This is a genomic window from Herbaspirillum sp. C7C2, from assembly GCF_022627865.1.
Lineage (GTDB): Bacteria > Pseudomonadota > Gammaproteobacteria > Burkholderiales > Burkholderiaceae_D > Herbaspirillum > Herbaspirillum frisingense.
In genome coordinates, this window is record NZ_JABXGI010000005.1 from 242,138 (window position 1) to 256,830 (window position 14,693).

11 protein-coding genes are annotated in these 14,693 nt (G+C 66.0%); 7 read left to right on the forward strand and 4 right to left on the reverse strand.

Annotated features, from left to right (window positions below; genetic code table 11):
- Window positions 1-31: 31 nt before the first annotated feature.
- Genes HWE04_RS10650 through HWE04_RS10660 form a run of 3 tightly spaced genes read left to right on the forward strand, consistent with a single transcriptional unit; the run spans window position 32 to window position 3,441 of the window.
- On the forward strand, window positions 32-238 hold the full coding sequence (locus HWE04_RS10650) for a hypothetical protein (RefSeq protein WP_241812377.1): 207 nt from the start codon (window positions 32-34) through the stop codon (window positions 236-238).
- A 57-nt stretch (window positions 239-295) separates the two neighbouring features.
- Window positions 296-2,632: a VTT domain-containing protein gene (locus tag HWE04_RS10655; protein WP_241812378.1), complete on the forward strand. Its 2,337-nt coding sequence runs from the start codon at window positions 296-298 to the stop codon at window positions 2,630-2,632.
- Window positions 2,632-3,441: an endonuclease/exonuclease/phosphatase family protein gene (locus HWE04_RS10660; RefSeq protein ID WP_241812379.1), complete on the forward strand. Its 810-nt coding sequence runs from the start codon at window positions 2,632-2,634 to the stop codon at window positions 3,439-3,441. Before HWE04_RS10655 ends, HWE04_RS10660 begins: the two co-directional genes overlap by 1 nt.
- 59 nt (window positions 3,442-3,500) lie before the next feature.
- Here HWE04_RS10660 and HWE04_RS10665 read toward each other — a convergent pair whose 3' ends face one another.
- The 4 genes from HWE04_RS10665 to HWE04_RS10680 form a co-directional block, all read right to left on the reverse strand.
- Window positions 3,501-3,839 carry a hypothetical protein gene (locus HWE04_RS10665; RefSeq protein ID WP_241812380.1) on the reverse strand — a complete coding sequence of 113 codons (339 nt, stop codon included), beginning with the start codon at window positions 3,837-3,839 and terminating at the stop codon, window positions 3,501-3,503.
- A 399-nt stretch (window positions 3,840-4,238) separates the two neighbouring features.
- Window positions 4,239-4,889, reverse strand: coding sequence for a TetR/AcrR family transcriptional regulator (locus HWE04_RS10670; RefSeq protein WP_274620108.1), 651 nt, complete (start codon window positions 4,887-4,889; stop codon window positions 4,239-4,241).
- A gap of 108 nt (window positions 4,890-4,997) precedes the next feature.
- Window positions 4,998-5,702, reverse strand: a complete 705-nt coding sequence (gene lepB / locus HWE04_RS10675) for a signal peptidase I (RefSeq protein WP_241812381.1) — start codon at window positions 5,700-5,702, stop codon at window positions 4,998-5,000.
- A 49-nt stretch (window positions 5,703-5,751) separates the two neighbouring features.
- The gene (locus HWE04_RS10680) at window positions 5,752-7,146 is read right to left on the reverse strand and encodes a CoA transferase (RefSeq protein WP_241812382.1); all 1,395 of its coding nucleotides are present in this window, start codon (window positions 7,144-7,146) and stop codon (window positions 5,752-5,754) included.
- A 119-nt stretch (window positions 7,147-7,265) separates the two neighbouring features.
- Between HWE04_RS10680 and HWE04_RS10685 the strand changes: the two genes are divergently transcribed.
- From HWE04_RS10685 to HWE04_RS10700, 4 genes are all read left to right on the forward strand, one after another.
- Window positions 7,266-8,450 carry a citrate/2-methylcitrate synthase gene (locus HWE04_RS10685; protein ID WP_241812383.1) on the forward strand — a complete coding sequence of 395 codons (1,185 nt, stop codon included), beginning with the start codon at window positions 7,266-7,268 and terminating at the stop codon, window positions 8,448-8,450.
- 137 nt (window positions 8,451-8,587) lie between these two features.
- On the forward strand, window positions 8,588-10,177 hold the full coding sequence (locus HWE04_RS10690) for an efflux transporter outer membrane subunit (RefSeq protein ID WP_241812384.1): 1,590 nt from the start codon (window positions 8,588-8,590) through the stop codon (window positions 10,175-10,177).
- Window positions 10,178-10,235: 58 nt separating this feature from the next.
- On the forward strand, window positions 10,236-11,456 hold the full coding sequence (locus HWE04_RS10695; RefSeq protein WP_241812385.1) for an efflux RND transporter periplasmic adaptor subunit: 1,221 nt from the start codon (window positions 10,236-10,238) through the stop codon (window positions 11,454-11,456).
- A complete protein-coding gene (locus tag HWE04_RS10700) occupies window positions 11,453-14,620 on the forward strand; it encodes an efflux RND transporter permease subunit (RefSeq protein ID WP_077238033.1) in 3,168 nt (1,055 codons plus the stop codon). The genes HWE04_RS10695 and HWE04_RS10700 overlap by 4 nt, the downstream gene beginning before the upstream one ends.
- Window positions 14,621-14,693 lie beyond the last annotated feature (73 nt).

The window sequence follows — 14,693 nt, forward strand, 5'->3', positions numbered from 1 at the left end:
AACAATCGCATCCGATGATGAGGAGACTCCCATGAGCCAAGCCATTCCCCTGCCCGAAGACACCACCCGCGCCAGCGAAGGCGCCATGGACAAGAGCAAGCCACACGCCCTGCCCCAGCAGCCGCAACCTGCGCATCGGCAGGTGGGCCAGGCCCAAGACCAGAATGAGGCGGCTGCCGGCAAGCGGCCAGCCTCGACCGATGGCGAAGAGCATCCGCTCTCGGTCGGCCAGCCCTGAGCGGCGAGCCAGACCCACACCCATCACAAGAACAAGACCGCGCACCCGGAGGCCCCCATGTCGTCGCCCACCCTGCAGGACAATCCCACTCCCGGCCTGTTGCAGCCTGGCCGCAATTGCTGGCGGCTGGAGCACGCCGACCGCTTCAAGCTGCTGATCGACGCGGCCGACTATTTCAGCGCCTTGCGGCGTGCGCTGGTCCAGGCGCGCCACAGCGTCTACATCCTGGGTTGGGATCTGGACAGCCGCACTGTGCTCGTTCCGCAGGGCAGTGACGACGGTTTGCCGGAGCAGCTGGGTGACCTGCTGCATGCGCTGGTGGAGCGGCAGCCCGCGCTGCACATCCGTGTGCTCAACTGGGACTACGCCATGCTCTATGCGCTGGAGCGCGAATGGATGATGGCGAGGAAGCCCGGTCGCCCCCGCAACAAGCGCCTGCACTTCCGCACCGACGCGCGCCACCCGATGGGCGCCTCGCATCACCAGAAGATCGTGGTCATCGATGATCAGCTGGCCTTCGTCGGCGGTCTGGACCTGACGCGCTGCCGCTGGGATACGCCCGAGCATGCGCCCGACAACCCGCTGCGGCGCGATCCGGATGACAAGCCCTACGCCCCCTTCCACGATGTCCAGGCCATGGTCGATGGCGATGTGGCGCTTGCCCTGGGCGATCTGGCGCGTCGCCGCTGGACGCTGGCAGGCTATGCCGAACGCACTGAAGATCGCTCGCCCCGGCTGGCGCCATCGCAGGCGTCTGCCGACGAGCTCTGGCCCGATGGCTTCGAGCCGGATCTGCGCGACCTGCGCATCGGCATCTCCCGTACCGAACCGGCCTATGAAGACCGACCGGGCGTGTTCGAGGTGCGGGAGCTCTATCTGGATGCGATTGCTGCCGCCCGCCAGCATCTGTTCTTCGAAAACCAGTATTTCACTTCCAACGTGCTGGCCGAGGCCATCGGCGCCCGCCTGCGCGAAACGGATGGCCCGGAAGTGGCCGTCATTTCCCCGCAGACCCAGAGCGGCTGGCTGGAACAGGCCACCATGGGCGCCCTGCGCGCGCGCATCCACCATCGCCTCAAGAATGCACTGGAAGGCCAGCAGCCGCCCGCTGAAGCGCGCTACCAGATGTATTGCCCGCACTTGCCAGGGCTGGAAGAAAGCTGCTGCCTGAACGTACACAGCAAGGTCTTCGCCATGGATGACCGCCTGTTCTCGGTCGGCTCGGCCAATATGAGCAACCGTTCCATGGGCTTCGATACCGAATGCAATCTCACGATCGAAGTCCAGGGCGATGCGCAGCGCCAGCGCGAGATCGCCGAGGCCATCGCGCTCATGCGCAATCGTCTGCTGGCCGAGCACCTGGGCGTGACCCCGGCCGCCGTGGAACAAGCCATGGACCAGCAGGCCGGCCTGCATGCGGCCATCGAACAATTGCGCCAGCCAGAGCAGCGCGAACTGCGACCGATGGACCCGCGCCTGATTCCCGAACTGGACGCCCTGACCCAGGACAACGCTGTCTTCGATCCAGAGCGCCCGGTCAGCCCCGACGAGATCGTGGACGCCTACGTGCCACGCAGCGCCCGCAAGCCGGTGCCGCGCCGCATGATCGGGCTGGGCATACTCGCGGTGGCACTGGTGGTATTTGCGCTGGCCTGGCGCTTCACGCCGCTGCGCGACTGGATCAATCTGAGTTCGCTCATCGCGCTGGCGCGCAGCGTGGACAAGATGCCCTTCACACCCGCCATCGTCATTGCCGCCTTCGTGGTGGCGGGGATGCTGATGGTGCCGATTACGGTGCTGATCGCAGTGGCGGGGGTGGTCTTCGGGCCGGTCAATGGTGGCCTGTACGCCACGGCCGGGGTGGGTCTGAGCGCCCTGCTCGGCTTCGGCCTGGGTCACTGGCTGGGCCATGACGCCCTGCGCGACATGCTGGGCCCGCGCATCAACAATCTGAGCCGCCGTTTTGCGCAGCGCGGCATCGCCGCCATGGCCGTGGTGCGGCTGCTGCCGATCGCGCCCTTCACGGTGGTCAATGTGGTGGCAGGTGCTTCCCATCTGGGCTTGCGCGATTACCTGCTCGGCACCCTGATCGGCATGGTGCCGGGCATCGTGTTGACGGTGGTGTTCTCCCACAACCTGGCCGAGGCGATCCGTCATCCCAGCCTGCAGACAGTATTGGTGCTGGCGGGCGTGACGGCTGCTCTGATGCTGACCGCCTTCGGCCTGCAGAAGCTGCTCAAGCCACGCGACAAGAAGACGAAGCCGGGCAAGCCGTCACGCAATGCAATGGGCAAGACCACCGGTGCGATGACCACGACCGACCAGCCCGTGCGACGCGAAGACCCGCTGCCACGCGTCCAGGCCGATCATCCGATCGAGGCGCGCCAGGCTTGATGAGGATCGACACCTTGGGGACCTCGGACTCCGTGCATCCCCGCCAGGGACAGCACGAAGCGACGCGGCAAGCGGACGCCGAACTGGTGCGCACGGCCGACGTGCCGCTGCGCGATCTCAACCCCTGGCCCCTGACAGTGGCCACATACAACATCCATGGTGCGGTCGGCATGGATGGCCTATTTTCGCCGCAGCGCATCGCCCAGGTCCTGCGCGAAATCGATGCCGATGTGCTGGCCCTGCAGGAAGTGCCGCTGGGCGGCACGGAGCAGGTGGATGTGCTGGCGCTGCTGCGCGAGGAAACCGGTTTCTTCGCCGTCGAAGGAGCGACCATCGATACCCCGCAACGACGCTATGGCAATGCGGTGCTGAGCCGCTATCCCATCCTGGCCAAGCAGAGCCTGGACCTCTCCTTCGGCAGCCGGGAACCGCGCGGCGCGCTGGATGCCGATATCGATTGCCACGGCCACATGCTGCGGGTGGTCGCCACCCATCTGGGCTTGAAGCCGGCTGAACGGCGTGACCAGATCAAGCGCCTGCTCCAGGCTTTCGATACCGATCAGGCGCCGGTGATCCTGATGGGCGATGTGAACGAATGGTTCATGTGGGGACGCACGCTGCGCTGGCTGGTGTCGCATTTCGAGGCGGCACCGGCGCCACGGACCTTTCCCTCACGCTGGCCGCTGTTCGCGCTGGATCGTATCTGGATCAGCCCGCGCCAGCGCCTGCTGCAGGTGAACGTACATCGCACGCCGCTGGCACGGGTGGCCTCGGACCACCTGCCGCTGGTAGCGCATATCGATGGTTGAGAAGAGTGACCAGGGCGAAAAAGGTGAAAAGGGTGAAAAGGCAGCCAGCAGGGCTGCCTTCAGCACATGCGCCGCTTGCCGCTCCACAGCTTGACCGCCAGCGCGATCCAGATCAGCAGGAACAGCATGTTGCCCGGCAACCAGATCATCTGCGTCCACACATAGTCGCTCACCCACAGCGCCAGCACGTCACGGCAACCGCACACCTGATCGGCGTAGAACAGTTCACCGCCACTGCGCGCTGCGGCGAACTGCAGCCAGAGAAAACCCAATAACACCGGAATGGCTACCACGCCTGCCAGGCAACAGCGCCGCAGCTGGCGTTGTCGTCGGCAGTGTCCCTCGCGCTGCCAGGCCCCGCCTGCGCCCGCGCATTGCTGCATCGACTCGCCGTGCATATTTCCCCCTTGCACTTGCATGTATTGTCTGCCCCTGGGTCGCCGCACCGCCGCCCGAAGGCGCCCAAATGCGGAACGGCAACCGTTATCCGGCAGCTCCACAGGGAGCCGCCGGTGATATAAGTCCGGATCAACGTAAAGGTCAGGGAAGCGCTTGCCAAGGCAGGCACGGGGGAAGCAGCGAGCCATCGGAAAGGATGGCGGCTCGCATTTTCCATGAGAATTCCCCTCGCGCACGGCGGCGGAGAGGAAGGAGGCTGGAGCCGTTTTCTTTACAAAAAACGCCCCTTAAAACAGCCAGCACTCCTGTTTCAAAAGACAAAAAGTCAGTTTCCCAGAACCAATACGATACGTTTCGTCTCGGATTCTAGGTGCAAATTATCTACTGCTCAACAAAATTTACGCTTGTTGGCTCGAAATTTTACTAGTCGCTAAAAAGGGTTGAGACAGCGCGATGCTGCCCAGGACCAGCTTCAGTTGGGACTGGATCTGGCGTTCATCGATGTCGGCACTGCCGGTCAGGAGGCGCTGCAGCAAGGGGGCATACAGCAGATCGAAGACCAGGTTCAGGTCGGCATCATCCCTGAACTCACCGCGTTGGGCGCCGCGGCGCAGGACATTGACCAGCGCCAGGCGGCGCGGCTCAAGATAGTTGTCGTTGAAGATGCGCTTGCTCTCTTCATCGAACTGGGCCAGCGCAATCATCTCGCGCACCACACGACCGGACTTGCCACGCAACAGTTGGGACAGTTGCAACATATGCAAGCCGATATCTTCCCGCGCCGAACCGCTGTCGCCGATGGCCGGCATCGGTTCCACCGCGCGCAGCAGCGCTTCCATGGCCAGGGCGCTCTTGTTGGGCCACCAGCGATAGATGGTGGCCTTGCCCACGCCAGCGCGTGCCGCCACACCCTCCAGGGAGAGCTTGTCGAAGCCGATCTCCTCGAGCATCACATACGTGGCATCGAGGATGGCGTCATGACTGACGGCATTCCTGCGGCGACCGGTGGCCGGATCGGAGATGAAGGTGAGAGAAATGATGTGCTCCAGAAGGCAATTGCATGTTTTCCGCTTCTGGTAACGGCATGCTTTTGGACAACTTGAGCAATTGACAGCAAAAAAACGCAGATTTTTACGACAACAATGGAGCAGCACCTGTTATTGCTGTTGATGATGGACGTCGACCGGATCCAGCAGGCGGCCGAAGCGGTCCAACCGGGGTCGGTAGCCCTTGTCCGCGTCCAGCGAAAAAGCGATGCGGCTGGTGCGCCCCATCAGTTCGCTGCGGGCGAAGAAGCCGAAATAGCGCGAATCCATGCTGTTGTCGCGATTGTCGCCCAGCATCATGTAATGATCCGCCGGCACCACCACCGGGCCAAAGCTGCTGTGCAGGCTGGGATGCGATTCCGACAGGCGCACCAGATGGTTCATGCCGTCGATACGCTCGTCGCGGTAGACCGCATCATCCGCGCCATCGCCGGCCAGCGGCCTGACCTGGGCCTGGCCGTAGCTGGCCGCCTGGCCATTGATGGTAAGCACGTTGTCGCGCAATTCCACCACGTCACCGGGCAGGCCGACGATGCGCTTGAGCAGCAGCTCCCCGGCCTGGTGCGAGTCGACGGTAACGATGTCGCCGCGCTGCGGCTCACCCAGGCGCAGCAGGCTGATATGGGTCAGCGGCAGGCGCAGGTCGTAGGCCAGCTTGTCCACCAGGATGCGGTCGCCCACCATCACGGTGGGCAGCATGGAGCCGCTGGGAACGACGTTGTAGTCGGCGATGGCACTGCGAAACACCACCATCAGGGCGATGAAGGCCAGCAGTCCCTTGTTCTGGGTCAGCAGCTTGCGGGCGGTCGAGGGCATGGTGGGTCTCCTGTGACAAGGATGCACATCCTACCTCAAGCCGCCGTACTCAGCCCCAGCGTGCCGGCGCCGAGCGCAAAGGCCCGGCCGGCAGGCTCCAGTGCATGGGCGCACCGGCCACCTGCATGGGCGCACGCAGCCGTTGCGCCGGGCCCCAGAAGGTCTGTTCCAGGTGCGCATCCAGATCCTGCGGGCTTTCGCTAGCGAAGCCGGAATGCGCCTGCGTCACCGGATAGGCGGCCAGCAAATGGGCCGTGCGGGCCAGCGACAGGCGGTACTGGCTGCCCTGCCCGCTGGCCTGGCGCAGCGTGAGTCCGCGCACGGCAGCCGCGGCCAGCAGGTAGCCGGTGGCGTGATCGAGCGCCTGGACCGGCAGCGGGACCGGTTTGTCGCTGCCGTGCTGGCGCATGCCGGCATCGGCAATGCCGCAACTCATCTGCACCAGGCTGTCGAAGCCACGCCGGCCGGCCCAGGGGCCGCTCCAGCCGTAGGCGTCCAGCGCCACATCCACCAGGGCCGGGTTCAGGGCGCGGCGCCGGGCCGCTCCCAGGCCCAGGTGCTCCAGGGCATCGGCGCGATAACCGTGCACCAGCACATCGGCCTGGGTCAGCAGGGTTTCCAGGGTGGCGCGGTCCTGGGGCTGGTCCAGCTCCAGATGGGCGCAGCGCTTGCCGAGGGTCATTTCCGGCACCACGCCGGGTTCATTCCAGCGGGCCGGGTCGATGCGCAGGACCTCGGCACCGAAGCCGGCCAGGCAGCGTGTGGCGGTCGGTCCGGCCAGAACCCGCGTCAGGTCCAGCACGCGCACGCCCGCCAGGGGCCGGGACGGGTCAATGCGGTGCGGCGTGGCCGGGCCGGCGTCGACCAGATGGCTGGCCACCAGCGGTTCGCCGGCCACCGCCATGCCCTGCGGATGCGCGGCCCACTGGACCTGGCTGCGCATCTCGGCGGCACAACCGCCGTTACCGACCACCGCCGCCTCCAGCTCGGCGCAGTGCCAGCGCGCCACCTCGCGGGCCACCTCCTCGCGATTTGCCTGCAGTGAATCCAGCCCCAGCACTGCCAGCGCCACCGCACGGTGATGAGCGGCGTTGGTATGCAGGCGTATCCAGCCATCGCGTCCACGGTAATCGCCGGCTACCGCATCCCACAATGAAGGCCCCTGCCAGCCCTGGGGCCTCAACGAAGACGCAAACCACATCGAGGCCAGGCGGCGGTCGCATTGCACCTGTGGCAGCGGCGCGCCACTGCTGTGGATCCACTGCGCCACCGCCATCCCGGCCGCCGCCACCGAGGCCTGGGCCAGGTCGCTGGTGGCAAAGACCGAGGGCAAGGCACCCTCACCACTGAAGGTGACGGTCTCCAGCGCGGCCGCCGGCCCGCCTAGGGCGTTCCAGATCTCGGTCAGCATGGCGTAGGCGGGCGTGGTGTCGGGCTGGGTCATGGTGGGCTCCTCAAGTAGGGTCGGTGTCGGGCAAGGGTGAATGCCTGCAGCTTACTCCGCTTGAATTAATCGTCAATATTGATTAATTTAATCAACTTATCGACCGATCTGGACCCGCCGTGAGCACCTATCTTTCTTCCGCCGATGCCGCCGCCCTGCTGGGCGTGTCGCGCCAGACCCTGTATGCCTACGTCAGCCGTGGCCTGCTGCACGCCCATCCGGGGGAAGAAGCGCGGGAAAGCCGTTACCTGGCCGCCGAAGTGGAACGTCTGGCGGCCAACCGCACCCGTGGCCGCAAGCCCCGCGAAGTGGCGCGGGCTGCGCTGGACTGGGGCTTGCCGGTATTGGAGTCGGCGCTGACGCTGATCGAAGATGGGCGCCTGTTCTATCGCGGCCAGGATGCGGTGGAGTTCAGCACGCAGGCCAGCGTCGAAGAAGCCGCCGCCCTGCTCTGGGACTGCACCGTGGATGAGGCCTTCGACCAGGCCGCGCCCTGCTTGCCCACAGGATTTGATGCACTGGCGGCGCAGTGGCGTGAACGCCGGGCCGAACAGACACTGCTGCCCTTGTTCTCCCTGGCCTGTGCCGAGGACATCGGCGCGCAATGGCAATTGCCGTCGGCCCGCCGACTGGCCAGCGCCGGCCTGCTGGTGCGCCGCCTGGCAGCCTGCCTGCTGGGTAGCAGGCCCTCTACTCAACCCCTGCACCTGCAGTGCGCCCGGGCCTGGCAGCTGGATGCGGCCGGTGCCGATCTGGTCCGGCGATCGCTGGTGCTGTGCGCCGACCACGAACTGAATGCCTCCGGCTTCACCGCCCGCTGCATTGCCTCCACCGGCGCCAATCTGCAGGCGTCCATCGTGGGCGGGCTGGCGGCGCTGAGCGGCCCGCTGCACGGCGGCACCACGGCCCGTGTCGAGGCGCTGCTGGACATGCTGGAGATAGCGGCCGATCCAGCCCAGGCCCTGCGTGAACGGCTGGCACGGGGTGATGACCTGCCTGGCTTCGGCCACCATCTCTATCCGCAGGGCGATGTACGGGCTCAGGCCCTGCTGGAGGGCTTCCTCGACGCCCATCCCCGCTGGCAGGTCGCCATCGCCACCGTGCGGGAGCTGACCGGCCATGCCCCCTCGGTCGATTTCGCCCTGGCGGCGCTGCGCCGTCATCTGGGTCTGCCTGCGGGCAGCGCCTTCGGCCTGTTTGCGCTGGGCCGCTCGCTGGGCTGGATCGCCCACGCGCTGGAACAGGGGCGCGACGGCAGCCTGATCCGTCCCCGCGCCGCCTACACCGGTCCCCGCCCTGGCTGACAGAATTGTCATCTTGATGTCAGCCTGACGTCGAGGGGCAAGGCTTACATTAGTGTCCTAAGCAGGGGCCGGTTACGGGCGCTGAGGGGCGCCGGGGTCGGTCTGTCCGTCATCCGCAAGCCATCTCCGTGAGCCCTATGGTCGTCCCGTTTCGCCGCGTCGCAGCCAGCGTCAGTACCCGTCATTTCACTCATCCCAATAATCGAACCCCCTTCCGCGCCAAGAAGGGAATGACGGTGCTGTTGCTGGCCGCGCTGCTGGGCGGTTGTGCAGTCGGCCCGGACTACGTGCGCCCGGCCATCGACCTGCCGCAGGCCTACAAGGAAGCCGGCCCCTGGAAGCAGGCCACGCCGCGCCAGGTCGACGACCACCAGCCCTGGTGGCAAGCCTATGGCGATCCTATCCTCAATGACCTGATCACCCAGGCCAACGCCGCCAACCAGACCATCCAGCAGGCCGCCGCCCAGTATCGCCAGGCCCAGGCCACCGCCGCACTGGCCCGCGCCAGCCTGTGGCCGACCGTCGGCCTGCAGGCCGGCGCCGCGCGCGGGCAGACCAACAGCAACGGTGTGCAACGGCTGGCCGACACCTATACGGTGGGCCTCAATGCCTCGTGGGAGGCCGATGTCTGGGGCCGCATCCGACGCGGCGCCGAAGCCGGTGATGCCAGCGCCCAGGCCAGTGCGGCCAGCCTGGCGGCGGCGCGCCTGGCGATCCAGGCCACGCTGGCCCAGGATTACCTGCAACTGCGCGTGACCGACCTGCAGAAGGACCTGTACCGCCGCACGGTGGAGGTCTATCGCCGCTCGCTGCAGCTGACCACCCATCAATACGAAGCCGGTACTGCCCTGCGCTCCGACGTGGCCCAGGCTGAAACCCAGTTGCGTGCCGCCCAGGCGCAGCTGATCGACCTCGACGCTACCCGCAACCAGCTGGAACACGCCATCGCCATGCTGGTCGGCAAGGCGCCGGCCGCCTTCTCGCTGGCACCGGTGGCCGCCGCCACCGCCAGCGACGATGCCATGGACGCCAATGCCCAGCGCCTGCAGGCCAGCCTGCCGCAGATTCCTGCCGGCCTGCCCTCGGACCTGCTGGAGCGCCGCCCCGACATCGCCAATGCCGAGCGCCTGGCCGCTGCCGCCAATGCCAACATCGGCGTGGCACGGGCGGCGTATTTCCCGACCCTCACGCTCTCCACCAGCGGCGGCTACAACAGCCCGGCCTTTGCGCAACTGTTCAACACCCCCGGCCGGGTCTGGTCGCTGGGTGCGGCGCTGGCCGAGACCCTGTTCGACGGCGGCGCCCGCAGCGCCCGCAACGATGCGGCCACGGCCGCCTTCGATGCCGCCGTGGCGCAATACAAGCAGACCGTGCTGGGTGGCCTGCAGGAAGTGGAAGACAACCTCTCCACCCTGCGCGTGCTGGACCAGGAAAGCGCGGTCCAGGCACAGGCGGTGCAATCGGCTCAACTGGCCGAACGACTGGCGATGCGCCAGTACCAGGCCGGCACCGTCACCTATCTGTCGGTGGTGACCACCCAGGCCACGTCGCTGACCAACCAGCGCAATGCCGTGACCCTGCTGGGCCGGCAACTGGTGGCCAGCGTCGCCCTGATCAAGGCCACCGGTGGTGGCTGGCAGGCAGAAGCGGCTGCAGCGGCTGCAGCGGCCGGGGCCGCTGATGCTGCAACGTCGACACCTTCTGCCCCGCCGATGGCTGCCCGCTGAGCGCGGCCACGCAACCATTTCCGAATCAACAGCGATCATTTCAGGACGAGTTTCAGGCATGACCACCTCACCCCAATCTCCCCAGCGCTCTCCCCTCGCCGTGTTCGTTGCCACGGCCCTGATCCTGGCGGCCGGCATCGGCGCCTGGTCCTATGTCGAACACGCCCGCGCCGCCGACCAGCCGGCCGCCAAGGCGCCGCCGCCGGTGGCCGTCTCGCTGGTGAGCGTGCAGGAACGCGACCTGCCGCTGTACCTGGCCGGCGTGGGTACGGTCACGGCCAATGCCAGCGTGGTGGTCAAGACCCGCATCGACGGCCAGCTGGACAAGGTCGGCTTCAAGGAAGGTGAAGAGGTCAAGAAAGGCCAGTTGCTGGCCCAGATCGACCCGCGCGCCCTGCAGGCGCAACTGGCGCAGGCCGAGGCACAACGCGCCAAGGACGCCGCCACCCTGACCAATGCACGGCTGGACCTGCAGCGCTACACCACCCTGCGCGGCCAGGACGCGGCCACCCAGCAGCAGCTGGATACGCAAAAGGCATTGGTGGCGCAGCTGGAAGCGGCGGTCAAGACCGACGAGGCCCAGGTGGCCTATGCCAAGGTGCAATTGAGCTATACCACCATCAACGCCCCGCTCTCCGGGCGCGTGGGCGCACGTCTGGTGGACCCCGGCAACATCGTGCATGCGAGCGATGCCAATGGCCTGGTGGTGATCAACCAGATCGATCCGATCACCCTGGTCTTCACCCTGCCCGAGGAGGCGGTGGTGGCCATCAACCGCGCCCAGCGCAGCAGCCAGCAGCCGCTCAAGGTCAGCGCCTATGCCCGCGACTCGCAGGAGGTACTGGCTACCGGCAAGCTGGTGCTGCTGGATAACCAGATCAACACCGCCAGCGGCACGGTGCAGCTCAAGGCGCGCTTCGACAATGCCGAACACAAGCTGTGGCCGGGCCAGTACGTCAATGCCCGCCTGCAGATGAATTCCCACGGCAATGCCCTGACCGTGCCGGCTGCCGCCATCCAGCGCAACCAGCAGGGTACCTACGTCTATGCCATCGACCAGGACGACAAGGCCAACATGCAGCCGGTCAAGGTCGATCGCATCCAGGACGGCGTGGCCGTGCTGGCCGCCGATAGCGGCGTCACCGCTGGCCAGCGCGTGGTCATCGACGGCCAGTACAAGCTCAAGCCGGGCAGCCGCATCGTCGAGAGCAAGCCGCAGCCGGCCAAGGCCCAGGGCAGCGCCGGCACCGGCACCGATGCGAAAGGAAGCACCAAGTGAGCGTTTCCGCCGCCTTCATCAAGCGCCCCATCGGCACCACGTTGCTGGCGATCGCCATCCTGCTGGTGGGCATCGCAGTCTGGCCGCTGCTGCCGGTGGCACCGCTGCCGCAGGTTGACTTCCCGACCATCCAGGTCACCGCGCAATTGCCCGGGGGCAGTCCCGAGACCATGGCCTCCAACGTGGCGCAGCCGCTGGAGCGCCAGTTCTCGCTCATCGCCGGGCTCTCACAGATGACCTCGCAGAGCACCCTGGGCACGACCCAGATCACCCTGCAGTTCGACCTGAACCGCAACATCGACGCCGCCGCGCTGGATGTGCAGGCGGCCATCAACGCCTCCACCGGGCAGTTGCCGTCCAACCTGCCCAACCCGCCGACCTTCCGCAAGATCAACCCGGCCGACTCGCCCATCATGATCATGTCGGTGCAGTCCGATGCGCTGCCGCTGACGGTGGTCAACGACTACGCCGACAACATCCTGGCCCAGCAGATTTCGCAGATTTCCGGCGTCGGCCTGGTCAACGTCAACGGCCAGCAGAAGCCGGCCGTGCGCATCCAGGTCGATCCGGCCAAGCTGGCCACGCTGGGCCTGAGCCTGGAAGACATCCGCGGCGTCATCGCCACCACCACCGTGAACCAGCCCAAGGGCACGGTCGATGGCGCGCGCCAGGCCTTTACCGTCTATACCAATGACCAGTTGCTCAAGGCCGACCAGTGGAACGACATGGTCCTGGCCTGGCGCAATGGCGCGCCGATCCGGGTCAAGGACATCGGCATCGCCATCGACGGGCCGGAAAACAACAAGATCGCCGCCTGGGCCTTCTCGGGTGCTGCCAACACGGCGGACCACACCATCACCAACGGTCGCTCCATCGTGCTGGCCATCACCAAGCAGCCCGGCGCCAACGTGATCGAGACCGTGGGTCGCATCAAGGCCGCCATGCCGCGCCTGCGCGCAGCGATTCCGGCCGCCATCCACGTCAACACCCTGATCGACCGTACCCAGACCATCCGCGCCTCGGTGGAGGATGTGGAATTCACCCTGGTGTTGACCATCGCCCTGGTGGTGATGGTGATCTTCGTGTTCCTGCGCAACGTGGCGGCCACCCTGATCCCCTCGGTCACGGTGCCGCTGGCCATCATGGGCACGGCCGGCGTGATGTACGTGGTCGGCTATAGCCTCGACAACCTGTCGCTGATGGCCTTGACCATTGCCGTGGGCTTCGTGGTGGATGACGCCATCGTCATGCTGGAAAACATCTACCGCTACGTCGAGGAAGGCATGTCGCCGCTGGAGGCGGCCTTGAAGGGCGCGGGCGAAATCGGCTTCACCATCATCTCGATCTCGGTCTCGCTGGTGGCGGTGTTCATCCCGCTGCTGCTGATGGGCGGTATCGTCGGGCGTCTGTTCCGCGAGTTTGCGGTGACGGTCACGCTGACCATCGGCGTGTCGGTGGTGATCTCGCTGACCTTGACACCCATGCTGTGCTCGCGCTTCCTCAAGAACGAACACGGCCAGCGCCACGGCAAGCTGTATCAATGGTTCGAACGCTGCTTCGACGCCATGCTGGCCGGCTACAAGCGCGGGCTGGATGTGGTGATGAAGCACCAGTTCATCACGCTCATGAGCTTCCTGGCGACGGTGGCGCTGACGGTGGTGCTGTTCATCTTCATCCCCAAAGGTTTCTTCCCGCAGCAGGACAATGGCGTCATCGTCGGCTTTGCCGAATCCTCGCAGGACACTTCCTCGGCGGCCATGCATGAACGCCTGCTGAAGGTGGCCGACGTGGTGCGCCAGGACCCGGACGTGATCGGCTTTGCCATGAGCGCCGGCTCCACCACCTTCAACACGGGGCAGTTCTTCATCGCCCTGAAACCCAAGGACCAGGGGCGCACCACCAATGCCGACGAGATCATCGCCCGCCTGCGCCCCAAGGTGGCACGCGTACAAGGGGTGAACCTGTTCATGCAGGCCAGCCAGGACATCAACGTCGGTGGCCGCCTCTCGCGCACCCAGTACCAGTACACCGTCACCGATACCGACCTCGATGAGCTCAACGTCTGGGCGCCGCGCATGCTGGAGCGTTTCCGCCAGCTGCCGCAGCTGACCGATGTGGCTTCCGACCAGCAGAACCAGGCGGCGGCGGCGGTGATCACCATCGACCGCGCCCGTGCTTCCAGCTTCGGCATCTCGCCGGCCTTGATCGACGCCACCATCTATGACGCCATCGGCCAGCGCCAGGTCGCGCAGTATTTCACGCAGATCAACAGCTATCGCGTGATCCTGGAAGTGACGCCGCAATTGCAGAAGGACCCGGCCCTGTTCGACAAGCTCTACCTGACTTCGCCCCTGACCGGCCAGCAGGTGCCGCTGTCGACCTTCGTCAAGGTCGATACGAGCAAGACCTCCTACCTCTCGATCAGCCACCAGAGCCAGTTCCCGGCGGTGACGATTTCCTTCAACCTGGCCAAGGGCGTGTCCCTGGGCGAGGCGGTGGACATCATCCAGAAGACCAAGGACGAGATGGGCGTGCCGCAGACGCTGGTAGGCAATTTCCAGGGGACGGCCAAGGCCTTCGGCGATTCGCTGTCGTCCCAACCTTACCTGATCGCGGCCGCACTGATCGCGGTCTACATCGTGCTGGGCCTGCTCTACGAGAGCTACATCCACCCGCTGACGATTCTCTCCACGCTGCCCTCGGCCGGCGTAGGTGCCCTGCTGATCCTGATGATAGGCGGCTACGACCTGTCGGTGATCGCGCTGATCGGTATCATCCTGCTGATCGGTATCGTCAAGAAGAACGGCATCATGATGATCGACTTCGCCCTCACCGCCGAACGCAGCCAGGGCATGAAGCCGGAAGAAGCGATCTACCAGGCCTGCCTGTTGCGCTTCCGCCCCATCATGATGACCACCATGTGCGCCCTGCTGTCGGGCCTGCCGCTGATGCTGGGCCATGGCGCCGGCTCCGAGCTGCGCCGGCCACTGGGCTACGCCATGGTGGGCGGACTGGTGCTGTCGCAGGCACTGACCCTGTTCACCACCCCGGTGGTCTACCTCTACCTGGACCGCGCGCACTACTGGTATGAACGCAAGAAGAAGGCGCGCCAGGCACGCAAGGCCGCCCGCCTGGCCCAACAGCCGCCGCAGGTGGAACATTGAAACAAGACCACACCGATAAAAAGCCGGGACGGTAGAATCCGGCATGGGCTGACGCCGGGCGATCCTGTTCCGG